General features: G+C 65.4%; 7 protein-coding genes and 1 pseudogene. 2 read left to right on the top strand and 6 right to left on the bottom strand.

All coding sequences use genetic code 11. The features are described 5' to 3' along the window. Nucleotides 1-68: 68 nt before the first annotated feature. The 3 genes from ACGFW6_RS00070 to ACGFW6_RS00080 all read right to left on the bottom strand — a co-directional run bounded on the left by ACGFW6_RS00070 (nt 69) and on the right by ACGFW6_RS00080 (nt 5,478). A complete protein-coding gene (locus ACGFW6_RS00070) occupies nt 69-1,838 on the bottom strand; it encodes an ATP-binding protein (protein WP_393502776.1) in 1,770 nt (589 codons plus the stop codon). A gap of 568 nt (nt 1,839-2,406) precedes the next feature. Beyond that, a complete protein-coding gene (locus ACGFW6_RS00075; RefSeq protein ID WP_393502778.1) occupies nt 2,407-4,395 on the bottom strand; it encodes an NACHT domain-containing protein in 1,989 nt (662 codons plus the stop codon). 351 nt (nt 4,396-4,746) lie between these two features. After that, on the bottom strand, nt 4,747-5,478 hold the full coding sequence (locus ACGFW6_RS00080) for a DUF6531 domain-containing protein (protein WP_393502780.1): 732 nt from the start codon (nt 5,476-5,478) through the stop codon (nt 4,747-4,749). Between the two features lie 776 nt (nt 5,479-6,254). On the opposite strand from ACGFW6_RS00080, the gene ACGFW6_RS00085 reads away from it, so the two are divergent. Continuing rightward, the gene (locus ACGFW6_RS00085; protein ID WP_393505010.1) at nt 6,255-11,441 is read left to right on the top strand and encodes a DUF6531 domain-containing protein; all 5,187 of its coding nucleotides are present in this window, start codon (nt 6,255-6,257) and stop codon (nt 11,439-11,441) included. 6 nt (nt 11,442-11,447) lie between these two features. Next, on the top strand, nt 11,448-12,110 hold the full coding sequence (locus tag ACGFW6_RS00090) for a hypothetical protein (RefSeq protein ID WP_393502782.1): 663 nt from the start codon (nt 11,448-11,450) through the stop codon (nt 12,108-12,110). Between the two features lie 569 nt (nt 12,111-12,679). Here the strand turns inward: ACGFW6_RS00090 and ACGFW6_RS00095 are convergent. From ACGFW6_RS00095 to ACGFW6_RS00105, 3 genes and pseudogenes are all read right to left on the bottom strand, one after another. Then, entirely contained in the window at nt 12,680-12,982 is a 303-nt protein-coding gene (locus ACGFW6_RS00095) for a hypothetical protein (RefSeq protein ID WP_393502784.1), read from the bottom strand. A gap of 88 nt (nt 12,983-13,070) precedes the next feature. Beyond that, complete coding sequence (locus ACGFW6_RS00100; protein ID WP_393505012.1) at nt 13,071-17,408, bottom strand: RHS repeat-associated core domain-containing protein; 4,338 nt, start codon at nt 17,406-17,408, stop codon at nt 13,071-13,073. A 45-nt stretch (nt 17,409-17,453) separates the two neighbouring features. Further along, nucleotides 17,454-18,671: pseudogene (locus tag ACGFW6_RS00105) on the bottom strand (DUF6531 domain-containing protein); the annotation flags it as partial. Nucleotides 18,672-18,703 lie beyond the last annotated feature (32 nt).

An 18,703-nucleotide genomic window follows, 5' to 3' on the forward strand; every position in this document is an offset into this window, starting at 1 on the left:
GTCCTTTTCGGGTGGCTGAGGCAGAGCAGCGTGTCGCGTCAGTGGGCCGCGGAGTGCGGTGGCAGTCGTCAGAAGGGCGGCTCGTCGATGGCGCCGTCGTCGGTGTCGTCGGGCCACGGATCGTTCTCGGGCCTGGGCAGCCTGTTGAACGGGTCCGGTCGCGCTGCGCCGCCGGTGGTCTGGCCCGCTGTGGAGGTGCTGGTGGTGAAGGTGGGGTCTGCGACTTCGGAGAGCCGGGTGGCCCAGGCAGGGAAGGGGAATTCGACGGCCAGCGGCACCGGGATCTCCGGTTGGGAGATGAACATGGTGCCGGGCCTGGCGAGCGTGGCGCGCTGGCGCTGCGAGGGGGGCAGGAAGCCGTACTCGGGTCGGCCAGCCTCGGCGGCGTCGAGCCGGCCGACGATCTTGATCGAGGAGTTGGAGACGATGCGCCGTTCCACCTCGGAGGCGGTCTGCTGGGCGCCGATGAGGATGATGCCGAGCGAGCGGCCGCGTTCGGCGATGTCCAGCAGGACGTCCTTGATCGGGGAAGAGCCCTCGCGAGGCGCGTATTTGTTGAGTTCGTCGACCATGGTGAACAGCAGTCCGCCCGGGCCGGCTTGCTCCTTGCGGGCGGTCTCCGCGGCCAGCACGACACCGACAACGAACCGCTGGGCCCGTTCCGGCAGGTTGTGCAGGTCCACCACGGTGACCTGCTGCTGCGAGGTGTCGATGGAGTGTGAAACGGGGTGGTCGGTGACCGTGCTCAGGTCGCCGCGCAGCAGGGGCCCGAGCGGCCGCTGGGACGATCGCAGCCGTCGCACGAACGCGTTCACCGTGCCCAGGCCGATGGCCGGGCCCGCCCAGTCCGCGCGGGTGAGGTCGTCGGTGACCTTGTCGCAGATGAAGTCGACCAGGTCGGGCCAGGTGCGGAGGATGGTTCCGTCGATGGTGACCGCGCCGTCGTTGCCGGCGGGCTGGGACTCGCGGCGCAGTCGGCTGGTGACCTGGTGCACGACGATCGTGTATTGGTTCTTCTCGTCCTCGACGTCGGCGAACACATACGGCAGCAGCTCGCGTTGGCAGAACTCGGCCAGGGTCCACCAGAAGGCGGTGACGCCGCTGGTCCTGCCGGTGACGTGGGGGCGGCCGGTGGTGTCACCGGGCAGCGGCGGGGCGTAGAAGCCGGCCGAGGCGAAAGGGCTGGCGGGCAGGCGGAGTTGGGCGTACTGGGCTCGCAGGCTCTCGTCGAGACGAGTGTTGGGCTGGTCGACGAACAGCAGGTCCTCGCCCTTGACCGAGAAGATCAGGGCCTTGGCGTTGACAGCACGGGCGCCAAGGGCGCCCGAGGTGAACAGCGAGTGCATCAAGAACAGTGCGAAGCTGGTCTTGGTTGCCACTCCTGAGATGCCCGAGATCGATACGTGGGCGCCGCGGGTGCCGTCGAGGAACTCGAGGTTGAGGTAGATCGGTTCGCCGTCACGGCCGATGCCGGCGGGGATGCGTGCGTCCATCCGGTCGAAGTACAGCGCGGCGTCCCGGGCCATGCCCGCGGCCCGGACGGCGACCTCGCCGGGGCGTGGTGGGACGTAGCACTCGGGGTCGACGCGGGTGGTGGTGACCTCGGCGATTTCCTGCACCGTCGCCGGCAGGATTCCGTCGGCGATGAGGAAGACATCCGAGCCGAACGCGGCGCCCTCGTGGCGGGCGACGACCTCGGTCACCACACCGGAGGTCACGATCATGCCTCGCCCGGGGATCTCTCGGCGAGTGCTGACCACGTCGTCGAGCTGCAGATAGGCGTCTGGAGACAGCGCCACATGGAACTTCAGCGGAGTGGAGTCCTCGGTGCCGGCCACCTTCCCCACCTCGTCCTCGGCGCCGCTAGCGAGGAGGCCTGCAGACGACTGCCAACCGGGCACAGCGGCGGAAACACGGCCGAACGCGGTGCTGGCGGCGCCGGGGGGCTCAGAGTCGTTGTCGGTCATCAACTGTTCCCTGTGTCGTTCTTGCCGAGCCAGGCACCGCCGACTGGTGGTGGGAAACGGTTGTCGGGGGCTGAACTAGCTGGCGGTCCTGTGAGTACAGACCGTAACTAATGGGATGCCTGCCGCGGGAGGTTTTGCTGATAACCGAGGGAAATCGGGGCAGGCCGGAGCGCCTGGACAGGAAGCCATTCGGTGCCTGTCGGAGCCCCTTGTGTCCTGTGGTCGTACGCCAGGGCGGCATCGAAGACGGTGCCGGCCCTCGACGTAGGGCATCGGAAATGGCGCAAAAGACTTGAGCTCGAGCTGGTGCGCGGAGGTGCCCCTCAGAGTATGACCGCCAGTTGCAGCGCATCCTCGCTGGTCCCGAACTTCTGGGGCGTTCAGATGGCGGCCTGCCCGGCCTATGCCATGAATCGCTCAAGCCTGCCGAAGACACGTCTCAGGAGACGGGGTGGGGGTTGGCCGCGAGCCAGTCCTGAAGCTCGCGGTGGCGGAACTGGTAGGCGGTGCCCGAGATCCGCAGGAGTCCGGCGTCGTAGGCCCAGTCCATGAAGGCGGCTAGCTGCCACGGCAGGCGCCGCCGAGTGCACAGGAGGAGAACGACGTAACGCATCCAGGCATCAGCCACGATCACGACGCCTGCGAGTGCTGCCAGAGCGAGTCCGAGGCCGAACCAGAGCCCCATGGTCAGGCCGGCAGTGACACCAGCGATGAGGGAGAAGGCGAGTGAGGTCAGCGTTCCCGCAATCAGATCATTGGTGAGCGTCTTGCGCGGCGTGGTGACACGGTCCGGAGTGGCGTCGGACAACTCGGCGAGCCAGCGTGTGAAGGACGACGCTGCTGTCAGCACGGCCAGCGCGGCAACCACTGCTGCTGCAACCACCAGCACCGGCACGTACCAGTCCGGCCGGTGCGGCTCGGACAGGTAGGCCACAGCATGCTCGGTGCCAAGGAAGAAACCGCCTGACGCTGCCACGACCAGCAAGGCCGAGAACGCAGATTTCGTGGCCAGGAGGATCGACTCAACCGTACGGAGACGATGCACGCCGGCCGGCCTGTGCGGGCGTGGCCATTTCTGCGTCCACCGCCGCAGGCTCAGCAGGCAGACGGTCGCTCCGGCAGCGGCCAGGAAGGCGAGCGGAGGCGCGGTCGGCGAGAGCAACGACAGGGCGCTGAGCAGGCCGACGGCCGCTGTGAGAATGAGGGTGGCGACAACGGCGTGGGCGTAGCGGGCTTTACGCGGTCCTGCAATGGGCCACAGGCGGTGCAGGATGAGGTCGGCGCCGACCGGGCCGGCGCCTGGCGGTGGGGTGGTCAGGTAGGCCGCCAGGATGTGCAGCCATCGGTGGATCTGGTCTGCGTAGTGGTGGCTGGAGGCAGGGAGATGGAGGCGGCTGGCTGCCGGGACGAAGCGACGCAGCAGGTGGGTGTCAGCCTCGGCGGCCGTGGTGAACGCGGTCAGTTCTGCGGGGTCGCCGTCCTCGGCGTAGACGGTCGCGGCGAGCGTCAGTCGCCAGGGTGTGGTCAGCACCTGTTGAAGTACTGGGGCATGGCCTGTGGTGAGTTCAGTCAACGCAGTCTCCCACCGGCCGTCGCTGTCGCGCCGCTTCAGATAGTCGACCGCGACGTCCAGGGCGACCGGTTGCAGGTGGACCCAGGCTGCGTCCCGTAGTTGGTATCCGTGGCCGGCAAGTTCGGCGTAGCGGTCGTGCCTGCAGGTCAGCACGGCGGATGCCGGGCCGCTTCCCTGGGGCATGCTGTTGAGGGCACGCAGCGCGGCCCGGGCTCTGGACTGGTCGACCGGGGTTGTCTCGGCGTCCATCTCGTCGAGCCCGTCCAGTACGGGCAGCACCCGGTGGTGCTCGACCAGTGCCGTGGCCACGGCTGGATGGAGGTCGAAGCCCCGGTCCCGGACCAGGTGTTCCACCATCCACTCGCCCAGGGGGCGTGCGGTGTCCCAGCCCGCCAGCGACAGGCGAACTGGCACGGGCTCGTGGGCCTGCCGCTCCTCGAGCAGAGCTAGTACCAGGGAAGCCGCCAGTACGGTCTTTCCGGCCCCGGCGCCGCCGGTGATGACCAGACGTCGGGGCCGGGCGGCGCGGAAGAATGCCGATGCCTCGCTCAGCCGTCCGTGTTGCAGTGTGCCGGACTCATTGCGTACCTCTGCGCGCCGGTATTGATCGCGCAGGGTGAAGGCGAGGTCGATCGCCGGGAAGTCGGCGCCCCGCAGCTGGTGGAGGGACTCTTCCTCCAGGCGCATGACGTTGCGTGCCAGAGCCTCGGTTGCTGCCGCGAGATCAGGCTGGTCCCAGGGCTTTTGACGCAGCGCAGCCACTGCCGCCCAGAATCCGGCCACGCCGAACACCAGGCCCACCACGCCTGCGGTATCGGCGGGTTCCAGGCCACCGCGCTGGAGGGCGTACGCCACCCAGACGGCACATGCCGTCGTGGTGAGGCCGCCCACGGCCATGACGGCCCGCCACACACGCCGGTACCGGCGCCCCCCGAGTTGCATGCCCTCCATCGTGACCGGGAGGAAGGGCTGCGCGGCACCAAACAGGCAAACCAGCTGCATCCGATCGCATTCGATTGCCCGAAGGCGGTCATCCGAGCTCGGCATTCGCTCACGCAGCGAACTTGCGGCACGTTTGCCGGGGGGCACCGCCGCAGGACTGACGGCCGATCATCGAAGCGGCGGGCAGCTCACCCGCGACTAGTGAGCGGATTCTCGTGACCTTCCTTGAATCTGGCGTGCGCCGAAGTCGGCCGATATCTTGCGTCAGACGATGAGGCGTCCCTGCGCGTCATAGGTGTAGGTCCGGATGGTGCCGTCCACGCCTGCCACTGCCGACAGGTAGCTCTGGCTGGTGTACAGGTACGTGACGCGTCGGCCGTCGGAGAGGGTGACACGCAGTAGACGTCCTGCGCTGTCGGTGGAGAAGGCTGCCGTACGTCCCTCGGCATCGGTGGCAGAGGCGATGCGTCCGGTTGAGGTGTAGGCCAGTCGCAGGCCTTCGCCAGCCGCGTCTACCAGGCCTGTCAGACGTCCGGCCGCGTCGAAGGTGCGGGTTGGACCGTTGGGCGTGGTCAGGGCGTAGCCCCCGCCGGTCACGGCTGCCAATGCGTAGGACACACCCTCCGGCGCGGTATACGAGCCGTCGGGCTGTCGCGTGAAGACGGTGTCGGTGCCGTCCGCGTCATCGAGGGTCACTGTGTCTGAGGACAGGACGAGCCGGGACTCGAAGGTGAGTCTCCAGCCCTTGCCCAGCAGGCCCGATGGGGCTTGTGGCTCCCAGTGGTAGATGCGGGTGAGGCTGAACGGGAAGCCCTGACTGCTGACTTCGACGTCCACCTCCCGCACGTCACTCGCCGCTTGGTGCACCGCGTGCGGTAGCTGCGTCTTCGCCTGGGACAGTGGTGTCGCCGTAGCTGCCTGGGCGGCGGCCCCGCCGAGTGCAGCAAGCGCTGCGCCGATGGCGATGAACGTCTTGGTCCGTATGGCTAATGCCATGCGTCACTCCCCGGTTTCGGCTGAGTTGATCAGACGTGGGGAGTGTGGCAGGCACTGATCACTGGGCGCCAGAGAATGGTGACTTGTTCATCCGCAGATCGTGAAGGTTGCCGAGAGAAATGAGCCGTTCTGAAAAACGCGGGGCCTGGGTCAGATTTGAGGGCCGTTGACGGACGTTGGTGCGGGGCCGACGGAACGACGTCCAGAGCTGGCCGTTCACAGCTGCCGCCGGCTATGGATCTGAAATGACGGTGATGCGGCGTGCATGGTTGCAGGCGACTCTTTCCGCATCCCACGGTCGGCAGAACAGGATGAGGAATTGCCCCCTCCTCACTGCCTTGTCGAATCAAATCCTGCCGTTTACCTGCCGCTGGCGACCCGTTCATATACACCGCCGTATTCATGCGTGAGCCTGTTCACGCCATCTCACGTGCCGGTCGCATCGATTTGCCTACCTGACCAGGCACAAGCGGTCGACTCGTTCCCGGGCCACCATCGCGTTCCAGCCGTATCCCTCATGGCGCGTTAGTTCGAAGGATCCCTGGATCAAGCATCACCCGGTCGATCCCTTTTCACTTCTGCCCCACAGGTGATGCAAAATGCGCACAACAGCGCGAAGACTCGTCACAGCCGCACTTGCCCTGACCCTCCTGGCGATAGCGGGCGTGGTCCCCTCGTGGGCCTCGCCCCGGAACCAACTCGCCTCCACGGCCACGGCGGCCGTCGGTCAGGCTCAGGTCAGGACTGCGGCTGACCTCCCCAAACCGCCCAAGGCCATGACGCTGGCCGAGCGGCGTCAGCAGGTGAAGCGTGACCGGGACGAGCTGTCGCCCATGCGCCAGTTCGTGGACCCGCCCGCCAAGAGACCGTCGGGCAAACCGCACGCCCGCCCCGAGAAGCCTGCCAAACGAGGCCCAGCAGCCGACTTGGGGAGCGGCGAAGCCGCGCCGTTAGCCGCCGCGGCGACTGCGGATCCGGCGTGGGTGACGGCTTATGCCACCGCGTATCCGGCGTACCTGTCCATCGGCGGCCAGCTGAAGTTCTCCACCGGCACCGCCTCCTCGTACTCCGGGCTGTGGATGTACGTCCTGGACGAGGCCGGGAACATCGTCTTCGACCAGGAAGTCAGCAAGGCAACCGGTGACCCCACGGGGAAGTTCCTGGAGAACGGCGCCTGGTGCTACGGCTGGTGGGGCAGCACCTCCTACCCGGCCGACCAGTGTTTCTGGTGGAGCACGAACAAGCTCGGCGGCCATCTCCAGGACGGTAAGAAGTACTACTCCTGGATCTTCCTCAAGGGCTCGGACGGCAGCTGGAGTTCGAACGGCACCACCTCACCGCTGGTGGAGGCGTTCTACACCCCGGACATCCCCGGCGCCCAGGCCGGCATCTGCACCTGCTACGCGCAGGCCCACCGCGCCGACCCGGTCAACACCGCGACCGGCATGTTCTTCGAGCAGCTCACCGACGCCCAACTCGTCGGCGTCGGCAAGCAGGTGTCGCTGGAGCGGACCTACCGTTCCGACTCCAGCGCGACTGGCCTCCTCGGGCGCGGGTGGGCCACCCCCTTCGACGCGAAGCTGACGATCGCCACCGACAAGGTCACCTACCAGGCCGACGACGGGGCGAAGTTCGCCTTCACCAAAGCGAGCGACGGGACATACACCGCTCCCGCAGGTTCGGCAGCCAAGCTGGTCAAGGGCACCAGTGACTACACCCTCACCACGCCCGACCACACCAAGCGGACCTTCAGCAGCAGCGGTCAGCTCACCTCCCTGGTCGACACCGCCGGCAAGGGACTGAGCCTGACGTACGCGTCCGGCAAACTCGCCTCCGTCAAGGACGCCGCCGGCCGCACCACCACCTTCACCGTCGGCGCCGACAACCTGCTGTCCAAGGTGAACCTGCCGGACAGCACTTCGGTCTCCTACGGCTATACGGACGGACTGCTCACCTCCGTCACCGACCCGGCGGGCAAGGCGTCGTCGTACACGTACGACGCGAACAAGCGGCTGTCGTCCTACACCGACCCGGCGGGCGGCAAGGTCACCAACGGCTACGACACCAGCGGCCGCATCACATCCCAGACCGACCAGAACAACAAGAAGACCACGTTCACCTGGGACGGCAGCCGCGAGTCCCACACCACCGCACCCGACGGCGGGGTGTGGACGGATGTGTACTCCGGCAACGTCCTGATCGAGACCATCGACCCGTACGGCAAGCGCATCACCTACGACTACGACCGCTTCCTGCGCCCGGTCAGCATCACCGACCAGCGCGGCAACACCACGGCGATGACGTACGACAGCGCCGGGCGGATGCTCACCCGCAGCGCACCCTCGGCGCTCGGCTACTCGGAGAGCTGGACCTACGACAGCGCCGGCAACATCACCAGCCACACCGACGGTCGCACTTACAAGACCACCTACGCGTACAACACGTCGAACCAGCTGACCACGACCACGGACCCGCTGGGCGGCAAGATCGCCTACACGTACACCGCCCTGGGTGCCATCGCGACGGTCACGACCCCGCGCGGCAAGGCCACCACCTATGGCTACGACGCGGGCGGCAACCGGACCTCCGTTACCACGCCGCTGGGTGAGAAGACGACCTTCGCCTACGACGGCGCGGGCCGCATCACCTCCAAGACCGACCCGCGCGGCAACGTCTCCGGCGCCGACCCGGCCGCCTTCACGACCAAGTACGCCTACGACGGCCGCGGACTACTCAGCTCGGCCATCGACCCGCTGGGCCGCACCACCACCTACGGCTACAACGGCGCCGAGCAGCTGACTTCCGCGAAGAACCCGGCGGGCAACATCACCGCCTTCGACTACGACGACGCCGGGCACCTGACCCGGACCACCGATCCGTCCGGCAAGTTCGTCACGCGCACCTACGACGCCGCCGGCCGTCTGGCCTCCGAGACTGACGCCACGGGCAACAAGACGAGCTACACCTACGACAAGGTCGGCCGCCTGCTCACCACGGTCTCACCGCGCGGCAACGTCACCGGCGCCGACCCGGCCGCCTACACCACGACCTACACCTACGACGCGGCGGGCAACCGCACCAAGGTCACCGGTCCCACCGGCGCGTTCACCACGACGACGTACGACGCGATCAACCGGCCCCTAGTGGTCACCGACCCTGAGGGCAACACCACCGGCTACACCTACGACGGCAACCACAACGTCACCAAGATCACGGATGCCAAAGGCAAGACGGTCACCTCCGTCTACGACAAGAACAACCGGCTGACCAGCAGCACCAATCAGCTCACCAAGACGACCGCCTATGGCTACGACGCCGACGGCAACCTGCTCAGCCGCACCTCCCCGCTGGGCGGCAAGGAGAGCTGGACCTACGACGACGACGGACGCCAGGCCACCGCCGTCGACCCGCGCGGCAACGCCACCGGCGCCGACCCCGCCCAGTACACCACCACCTACGACTACGACCCGGTCGGCAACCTCACCTCCGTCACCGCCCCGCTCGGCGGCGTGACGAGCACGGCATACGACGCGGTCGGCAACGTCACCAAGCGCACCGACGCCGACAAGCGCGCCACTGCGTACGGCTACGACAAGCTCGACCAGCTCACCACCGTCACCGCCCCCGGCGGAGCCGACACCGCCTATGACTACGACACCGTCGGCAACGTCACCAAGCGCACCGACGCCAACAACCACGCCACCGCCTACGGCTACGACGAGGCCCGCCGTCTGACCTCGGTCACCGACCCGCTCGACCGGGCGACGGCGTACACCTACGACGCGGACAGCAACCTCACGAAGAAGACCACGCCCCGAGGCTCCACCAGCTACACGTTCGACCCGCGCGGCCTGCTCACCAAGATCGACTACTCGGACGGCACTCCCGACGCGACCTTTGGCTACGACAAAGCCGGGCGCATGACCGCGCGCGCCAACTCGAAGGTCTCGGAGGACTTCGTCTACGACGAGGTCGGCAACCTGACCAAGACCCGCGGCTTCTCCTACACCTACGACGCCGCCGGGCAGATGCTCACCCGCAAGTACTCCGACGGCAACACCATCACCTACGGCTACGACAACGACGGCCGTACCTCCACGATGGCGGCCGACGGGGGCACCACCACCTACAGCTGGGATGCGGCGAACAACCTCACCAAGTCGGCGCTGCCCAACACCGAGACGGAAGACCGCGCCTACGACCGGGCCGGCCGTCTGACGGCCGTCACCTCCTCCAAGGCCGGCACGACTGTCACCAAGACCGCGCTGACCCTGTCCGCGGGCGGCCTGCCCACCCGCGTCGACGTCACCCGCGCCAGCGTCGGCACCGGCGGCTACGACCTCACCTACGATGCCGCCGGCCGCCTTGCCTCCGGCTGCTTCCCGCAGCCCTGGGTCACCGGATGCGCCGCCGGCCGCACCACCTCCTACACCTACGACAAGGTCGGCAACCGGCTCACCTCCGCCCTCGGAACCACCAGCACCAGCTACGCCTACGACGCCGCCGACCAGCTCACCTCGAGCACCACCGGCAGCGCAACCACCGCCTACGACTACGACGCCGAGGGCAACCAGACCACAGCAGGCGCCGACACCTACACCCACGACCTGGCCGGGCAGATCTCCGCCGCCACCGTCGCAGGCGCCAACTACACCTACGACCACGACGCCAGCGGAAACCAGGTCACCACCGCCAAGGACGGCACGGTCACCGCACGCACCCAGTGGGACCCCAACGCCCCGCTGCCGATCCGCGCCACCGAGTACGACAGCGCCTGGGCCATCAAGCAGTCCTACCGCTACGACCCGCTCGGCCAGCCCGCCGCCACCAAGACCGGTGCCGGCGCGCTCTTCTACTACCACCACGACACCCAGGGCTCCCCCGTCGACGTCGCCGGCAGCACCGGCACCCTGCACCAGCGCTGGGCCTACGACCCCTACGGCACCCGCGTACTGAACACCGTCACCAGCGGCGCCCCCGCCGACACCCCGTCCTACACAGGCGCCCGCTACGAGACCACCACCGGCAACCTCGACCTGCACGCCCGCCAGTACAACACCACCACCGGCCGCTTCAACCGCCCCGATCCCGCAACCCCCGACCGCAGCAACCCGTACGTGTCGGCCTACGCCTACGCCGACAACGTCCCCAGCCTCCTGACCGACCCCAGCGGCCTGACCCCCGACGACCCCAACAACGAACGCGTCGACAGCTTCGGCGAAGCACTCGGCATCTTCGGAAACGCCTTCGTCGACGTCTTCAAGTCCCCCTTCGTCTTCCTCGGGGACGCACACTACGCCTTCACCGGCGAGAACGGCGGAGCCGGCGCTTTCGTCGACAAATACCTCCCCGTCCGCCCCGCCTACCGCCTCTACCGCGCCGAGTACATGCTCCGCCAGCAAGGCTGCGACGCCCTGGCCGACCTGTACGCCGACACCGCCGACGAACTCACCCAACAGATCGCCCTCGTCGGCATCGGCGGCCTCACCGGCTGGAGGCGCGCCGCAGTAGCGCCGCGGATCACCGTCTCAGCTCATGCCCCCGATGGCCCCAACACCTACCCCAACCACTACGCGGAAGACTCCAGCCTGCTAGCCAGGGAACTCGCCGACGCGGCCTCCGCCGGTGTAGCGCCTATCAGCGCAGGCACCCAAGCCTTCGGTGACGCGGTGAGAAGCGGAGGCACCTACCTGTGGGCCGTCGGACCCAACGGAAACCTTCGCATCCTGGCCAACGTGTCCGATAAGATCAAACACTCAGTACTGTTCGGTGGCGGGCCGGTACAGGGGGCGGGCGATGTGACGTTCGAAGGCGGAAGAGTCGCACTCATCACCGATCAGAGCGGCCACTACTTTCCCTGGCTTGAGGACAACACAGATTCCTTCCTTCAGTCGGGTGTAGACGCATTCCGCAATGCAGGCGTAACCGTGCCTGACCAAGCCGTCAGAAAATTTGGATGGTGATCATCCGTGAACAATCCGATGATCGACTATCGCGCACTTGTCAGGCTCGACTCCGCCGAACTCTCGCAGGGTCTGTGGAGCAGCGCACCGCCGAAATCCGTAGGTCAGTGGATTTTCGCCCTCCTCGACATCGCCTGCACGGACTACTATCCCGTCAATCAAGAGCCTGGCATCGACCTCACGGTGCGTCTCCACTTCGCGTCGAAGCTGCTGAACTTCGTGGAACAGGAACTGGATGCCTTTGATCCGCTGATTGTCACACGCGCGTACATCAAGATCGCGCGCAAGGCGGTCGAGGACAGCGCTGACGTAGTTCCGCCCTCCCTGCAGGTTGATGCCGTGATAGCCCGAACGCTGCGGTGCTTCCGCCTCACCCGTGCGCAGGCCTTGGAGGTGGCCGGTGCGCAACGTAAGCGCTATCAGGATGCGCTGGCGGCAGGTCTGGAAGGAGCGGAATTCGATCACGCAGTCCGCGTAGACGGAGACTCAGACCTTCAGCCAATGGTCGTTCTGCTACCGGAAGCCCGCTGGTTTCAAGGGAAGGTCAGCGACCGAGGTATCGCAGGAGAGTTGGACTCATGGCTCGAGGTCTACTCCGGTCTCACACTCGGAAGCACCGTGACAGACCTACTTGACATACGTCTGAGGAGACGCCAAGAGGACGCCTGACGGCTCTGTGCGATGTGCCGGGTTGATGTGTCAGTCTGTAGGGTAACGAGCCTGCGCCCGATGGACACCAGCCGCTTGCTGGCCTCCTCCCGGAGGGCCAGCAGGCGGCCCGGCCGTGCGGTACGCGTCGACGCACGGGGTATCCCCATGACTGGCGGTCCCACCCTCCGACAGCGCGAGATGCGACCCAGGCTGCCGGGCCCTCTCGCCTCCTGGGTTCACCAGAACGGCGTGTCCATTCAGCCCACTTGCCGCCTGTTCCGCTAACACGGGTCACCGCCTCGGCTGACCGAGCGAGGTCCCGGCTGTCAGTCCGCCTCCATGAGCAGCGAACGCGCAGTGCAGATACTTCACGGCCCCGCCCCGTACCATGCTGCCGCCACTGGAGGGCGATCTCTCCAGTTGTGGGCTTTCTAGATCAAAGAACCGGGATCATGTCGGCACGCGCTAGGGTCAAGTCCCGTTCGGATGAAGACCAGAGCGTGGGCGGCAGCGGGTGCCCCTCAGCGGCCGGTCGAGCCGGCTCTTGGCAGGTCAACGCCGCGCAGGCTCACACTGAGGCTGGTAGCTCAGTACCGGAAGTTCGCCTCATTTCCTCTGATTTGAATCATGATCGGCGTGATGGCCTCGCCGTCGTCCTCTTGAGGCTGAAGCTCGAGTTGGAGGCCACGGACAGCTCCGATGGCTTCCATCATCCTTTGCTGGTCCCCACTGTCGACCGCAGCAGCCTGTTCTTGAAAGAGGTACTCAAATTCTTGCCAACCCTCGCTTGGGGCGAACTCGCACCGGAACCAGGGTTGGTCGATCTCGGCCAGCGAGACGATTCCAAGCAGCGTGCTTCTGCTTTTTAGCTCCCATGACTGCGAAGGCATAGAGCACCCTTCTCATTTCTCGGAGAATGCCGAAGTGTGGGTCCGGAAATTCATCAGTTCCGGACCCACACTATACCGTTCGCTGCTCCTAATTCACTTCGGATATGTCTCTGAGGATCTGGTCGAAGTCTGTACCAGCTGGCCAGCGCATGACGATGGCTTCAGCGGGGACAGTGAACTTGACCAGAATCTCCTTATCGCGCCATGCAGCATCCTTTGCGAAGTTGTAGAACTCGTGTGGGACCCGAAGGTTGGCGGCCGCGTCGATCGTCTCCGAGCCCAGCTTGGAGAGATCCACGGCTACGATGGTCTTCTGTCCTTGGCCGCTGTACTTCCATGCAACGTTCGGGTCACGGGAGAGGGATATCCACGGGGAGTCGTTGTCCTGGACGACGTGCTGCCAGGCTTGGACGTCTGGGTTGGTACCGGCTGCTCGCAATCCTTGACTGGGGTCTTCGTCGGCGCGCAGCCCTCGGTAGGCATAGCCGCTCAACCGATTCGTGTGTGCCGAGACCGTGACGGTCGGCGCGAAGAGGCGGTTCTTGAGCCAGCTGAAGGCCGGGCCGATGAGACTGCTGCTGCCGCCGCCTGCGGCGCCGATCACTAGGTCCCACGGAGTGGTGGGTCGGCAGTGAACCTCGTTGAGGCCCCAGGAGAATCCTGCTCCTACGGCCGAGTTGACTGCAGTGGAGGCTGCGAGGCCGCGGCCTCCGCTCAGGCCTAGCGAGCGGGCGGCGACGTGACCCGCGCCCGGCATGAGAGCGCCGGCGACGGCGCCCGTGGCGGCTCCTTGTGCACCAGCCTTGGCGAGGCCTCCCCAGGTGAATCCGCCGTTGCGGTGCTGCCAGCTGTAGATGCCGCCCTCGACGGCAGTGCCGATCGCTGCGCCTATGCCGACGCTAATGCAGAGCGGGCAGCGGCCGGAGGGGTCGGACTGGTTGATGGGGTCGTTGTTGGCGTAGGCGTACGGGGTCGGATTGGGGCTGTCGTTGGCCGCGGGCTCGGGGTCGGGTGTGGTAAAGCGTCGGTTGCCCGGGTCGTAGCTGCGTTCGCGCAGGTAGAGCCGTCCGGACAGGATCGGGTCTTTGTACTGGCCGGTGTAGCCGAAGATGCTGCTCTGGCCGTCAGCAGTGCTTTCCTTGCCGCTGGAGACGCCCCAAGCCGTGTAGGTGTAGGTGTAGGTCTCCTTGCCGGACGCGTCGTAGACCGCGTTGATCGAGTTCTGCCGGTCGTGGCGCATGTAGAAGGTGCCGGAGGTGCGGTTCTGGGATTCGGCGACGCCTTCGGGGTTGTACTGGTAGTCGGCGATCAGGGCGCCGGTGCTGTTGGTTTCGGTGGCGATCTGTGGCAGGGGGTTGACGATGTCCCAGCGTGAGGTGCGGGAGAGGGCGCCGTTCTTGTTCGTGGTGGTGCGGTTGCCATCGGCGTCGTTGACGAACGCGTAGGCATCGGAACCGAGGGTTGCCGTCTTCAGGCGGCTCAGCGGGTCGTAGATGTAGGTTCCGGCAGCGTCCTTGGTGAGATTGCCGTCGGCGTCGTAGGTGAAGTCGACCGTGGTGGTGCCTTCGACGCGTTTGGTGAGCTGGTCGGCGGCGTCGTAGGTATTGGTGCGGGTGCTGGTACTGGTCGATGAGGTGGCGAGGTTGCCGACCTTGTCGTAGGCGTAGGTGCTGCCACTGCTGCCGGTCAGGCAGGAGGTGGTGGACGAGGTGTCTGTGCAGGCGCGGGTCATCCGGCCGACTGCGTCGTAGGCGTAGCGGTCGGCGAGGCCGGTGGTTGCACTGTCCTTGAAGTAGTCCTTGATCACACGGCCCGCGGCGTCGCGTTCGAGGTTGCGGGCGCCGGTGCCCTCAGAAACCGAGGTGAGCCGGCCAGCTCTGTCGTAGGTGCGGGCCTCGGTGATGGGGGTGGTGGTGGGAAGTTTGGTGGAGGTGCGGTTGCCGGCCGCGTCCCAGGTGTAGCTGGTGGTCTTTCCGCCAGCGGTCTGGCCGACGATCTGGCTGTCGCTGTCGTAGGCGTAGGTGATGGCCCGGCCGTCAGGATAGGTGCGGCTCTTGACGGTGCCGTTGTCGTTGTAGGTGTACTTGAACGGGTTGGTCGCGCCCGGAGAGGTGATGGACAGCGGGCGTCCCTCATCGTCGTAGGTGACGGTGCGGGTGCCGGTCCCGTCCTTGATCGTCTTGGGCTGGCCGGCCGCGTCGTAGGTGTAGCTGACAGTGGGCGTGCCGTCGGAGAAGGTGGCCGTCGTCAGGAGGTTGCGGGCGTCGTAGGTGTTGGCGACCTTCTGCCCGCGGGCGTTGGTGATGGTGGTGCGGTTGCCGTCGGCGTCATAGCCATAGGAGGTGGCTCGGCCCAGAGGGTCGGTCACCTTGGTCAGGCGGCTCGCCTCGTCGTAGCCGAAGTTGGCTGTGTGGCCGTTGGCGTCTTTGCGAGAAGTCAGATTGCCCAGCGCGTCGTAGTCGAGACTGGTGATGCCGCCGTCCGGGGCGGTGACCTTCGTCAGACGCCCCAGCGCGTCATGCTCGTAGGCGGTCTTCTTGCCCAGTGCATCGGTACGTTCGACGACGCGGCCGTCACCGTCGTAGGCGCTGGTGAAGGTCTTTCTCCCGTAGGGGTCCGTCTGGCTCAGGACATTGCCGGCAGCGTCGTATGCGCTGCTCCACGTGTACTGCGCGGGATCGGCCCCGGCGATGTTGCCGCGTGGTTCCACCGTCGTAGTCAGGCGCCCGTTGTCGTCGTAGGCGTAGGTGGTCTTGTTGCCCAGCGGCGAGGTCGTGGAGGAGAGGTTGCCGGCGTCGTCGTAGGTGTAGGTGACGGGCTTGCTACCGCGGTCTGTGGTCGTGAGGAGTTGGTTGTTGGCGTCATAGGTGTGGGAAGTGGTCTTGCCGAGGGAGTCAGTTGCCTTGGTGACATTTCCCTCGCGGTCATACTCGGTTTTGCGCACCCGTCCGAGCGGGTCCGTACTGGCGATCGGGCGGTACTCCGCGTTGTAGTCGGTCTTCGTGGTGCTGCCCGCTGGGTCGGTCACAGTGATCTGGTTGCCGACCTTGTCGTAGCCGTACTTCCAGGTGTACTTGGCGGCATCTGCGCCCGCGATGTTGCCCCTGGGGGTAGTCATCGTCAGGACACGGCCAGCCTTGTCATAGGTGTAGGCCGTCTTCGCCCCCGACGTGTCAGTACGCGAGGCCACATTGCCCATGACGTCGTACGTCACCTTCGCTACGCGGCCAGTGGCGTCCTTCACCTCGGTCAGCCGGTTCGCAGCGTCGTGGACAAAACTGGTGACCTTGCCCGCGGCGTTCGTTTCCGAGGTCAGATTCCCCGCGGCGTCATACTCGTTGCGGGTCGTGTTCCCGTTCGTATCCTTTGTGGAGGTGCGACGGCCGGCGTCGTCGTAGGTGAAGTTGGTGGTGAAGTCCGCCGAGTTGGCGCCTGACAAGTTGCCCCGTGGCTCTGTCGAGCTGGTCACACGGCCCGCTGCGTCATAGCCCCAAGTCTGGCGAGCTCCGTCAGGAAACGTCTGGGATGTGCGGTTACCGGCCGTGTCATACCCGTACTTGGTGATCTTCCCACGCGGGTCTGTGACCGTCTCGAGCTGTCCTCGGTCCGTGTGCGTGAATGCGATCTTCTTGCCGAGAGCATTCGTGGCCGCACTGAGCTGGCTCTTGGCGTCGTAGGAGTACGAGCTCCTCTTGGTGTTTCCGTTGGTGTAGAGGAAGATGTTTCCGGACGTGTTGTAAGTCCACGATCGGCTCGACAGTGCTGTCTTTATCTCCTTGAGGCGTCCCGCACCGTCTACCTCTCGGTTTATCTTGTTCCCGAGAGCATCGGTCACCTCTATGGGATCCAGCCTGTAGGTGTATCCGTAGGAGGTTTTGTTTCCGAACGGGTCGTACTGGGCCAGGAGAACGTTCTGATTGTAGACGTCCGTCCAGATGCCGCCATCCGGGGCAGTGACATCCGTCTCAACACCCCTGTAGGCGAATTGTGTCTTATTGCCGAGTGCGTCTGTCTGCTCCTTGACCCTTCCCGTGGCGTCGTACACATTCGCCACTGCCGCATTTCCACGCTGGTCAATGACTGCGCTAATGCGCCCGGCAGAGTCGTACCTGTAGTTGACTCGATTGCCGTCCGGCTGGGTGACCTGTGAGAGCCTGCCGCCGGTGTACGCGTAGGAGACTCTTCTGCCGTCCGACAGGGAGATATTCGCCAGCTGGGAATTGGTATACGTAAACTCGGCTTTCTGGCCGGACGGCGATGTCACTGACGACACCAAGCCTGCGGCATCGCGGCCATAAAGCACCACGCGCCCCTGCTTGTCTGTACTTTGAGTCAGACGCCCTTCCTGATCAAAGGAGACCACCCTTCCCTCAGGCGTCTTCAGCTGATACCCATCAGCGGTGGCGGTGAGTTCAGAATGCGCCACGGTTGGGGCTAGGTACGTGTCCCCGCTCTTCGAGAAAGGGTATTGGGAGCCATCCTCGGCATGAAAAACAATGTCGCCGTTACTGTTTTTCTCGAGCCTTGCATCCCATGGCGCTGTCCAGCCTTCTCCGAGGATCCCAGGGGATCCGTCGGCCGCAGCCAGTGAGCTGGTCGCCCTGTTGTTTGATGCATAGCTCCGAGTGATATCAATCGGAACCGTGCCAGGCAATGTAGCATCCGAGTACGTTTGACTGAATGCTCCAGTGGCGGTATTTACACCGTCCCCTTGGAATGTCTGACAATGGGCTGCGGCTGCCGAGCTACTGTCACAGGAAGATCCATACGTTTGATCTGCGGGGATGCCTGCATAACCCAAGCCGCGACCGGCCCATATGTTTGACGAGAACTCAGGCCAGCTCCCATCTTCAGACCTGCCCATAATGGACACATGAAATTCAGTAGGCCTAGACCCTCCCCTTTCTGCGCCGTCCAGGCACACCTGAGGGTCGTATTTATAGGTGAAGGAAACCGTCACGCCCGGCGACTTCGGCGGAGAGAAGGGCCCACCACCCCAGAGCTCTGAGTGAACCCACGATGGGGCTGTTACCGTAATTGGGTCACCAAGCCATTTTCCCTCAGTGCTGCCGAGCCGCTGACTCGCGGACCTGGCTCCTGGGTTCGCGGTGAGGCCGGGGCGGCATAGCACCTCGGGCATCACTACAATGGACTGGGGGCCCTTTTCTTCTAGATCTGCAGCTTCAGATCCCTCCCAGTTGTAGTAGACCTCTGCCGTGTAGGTGAACACATCTCCCGACTTCGGGATGTACCCACCGGAAGTTTCATACCCACCCTGATACCGCATGTGCGCTATCTGATTCCCTGAAGCATCAACCAGCTTGCTGGAATCTACCTCGATTTTATATGGGACCACCGAGGCGGCGGCTGACGCCTTCGGAGTCGATCTTCTCTTGCGGAATTCCTTTTCGGCCGGATCTATCTTTCTGACTCTGAAATCTCGCGCAACCTGCGCCCTGCGTTCTTCGAGGTTCATTGCCTCCTGACGCATGGCCGGCTTTGGCCCCTTGTCCTGCTGCGCCGCCGTTCTTGCTTCCGGCGCAGGAGTCTTTGGGGTGAGCGCGTGAGCCGCACCTGTCAGCAACAGGCTCCACGAAATGAGAAGACAGACGAGCATCCTCGCCGTCTTCGGCACACCTGCCATAACCGCTTCCTCCCCGTTCCCGTGCACATGGCGGGCGGGGGGCATGACGTACGGCGTGGTGCGTGAAACGGTCCCCC

It is taken from the genome of Streptomyces sp. Y7 (assembly GCF_043195415.1).
GTDB lineage: Bacteria > Actinomycetota > Actinomycetes > Streptomycetales > Streptomycetaceae > Streptomyces.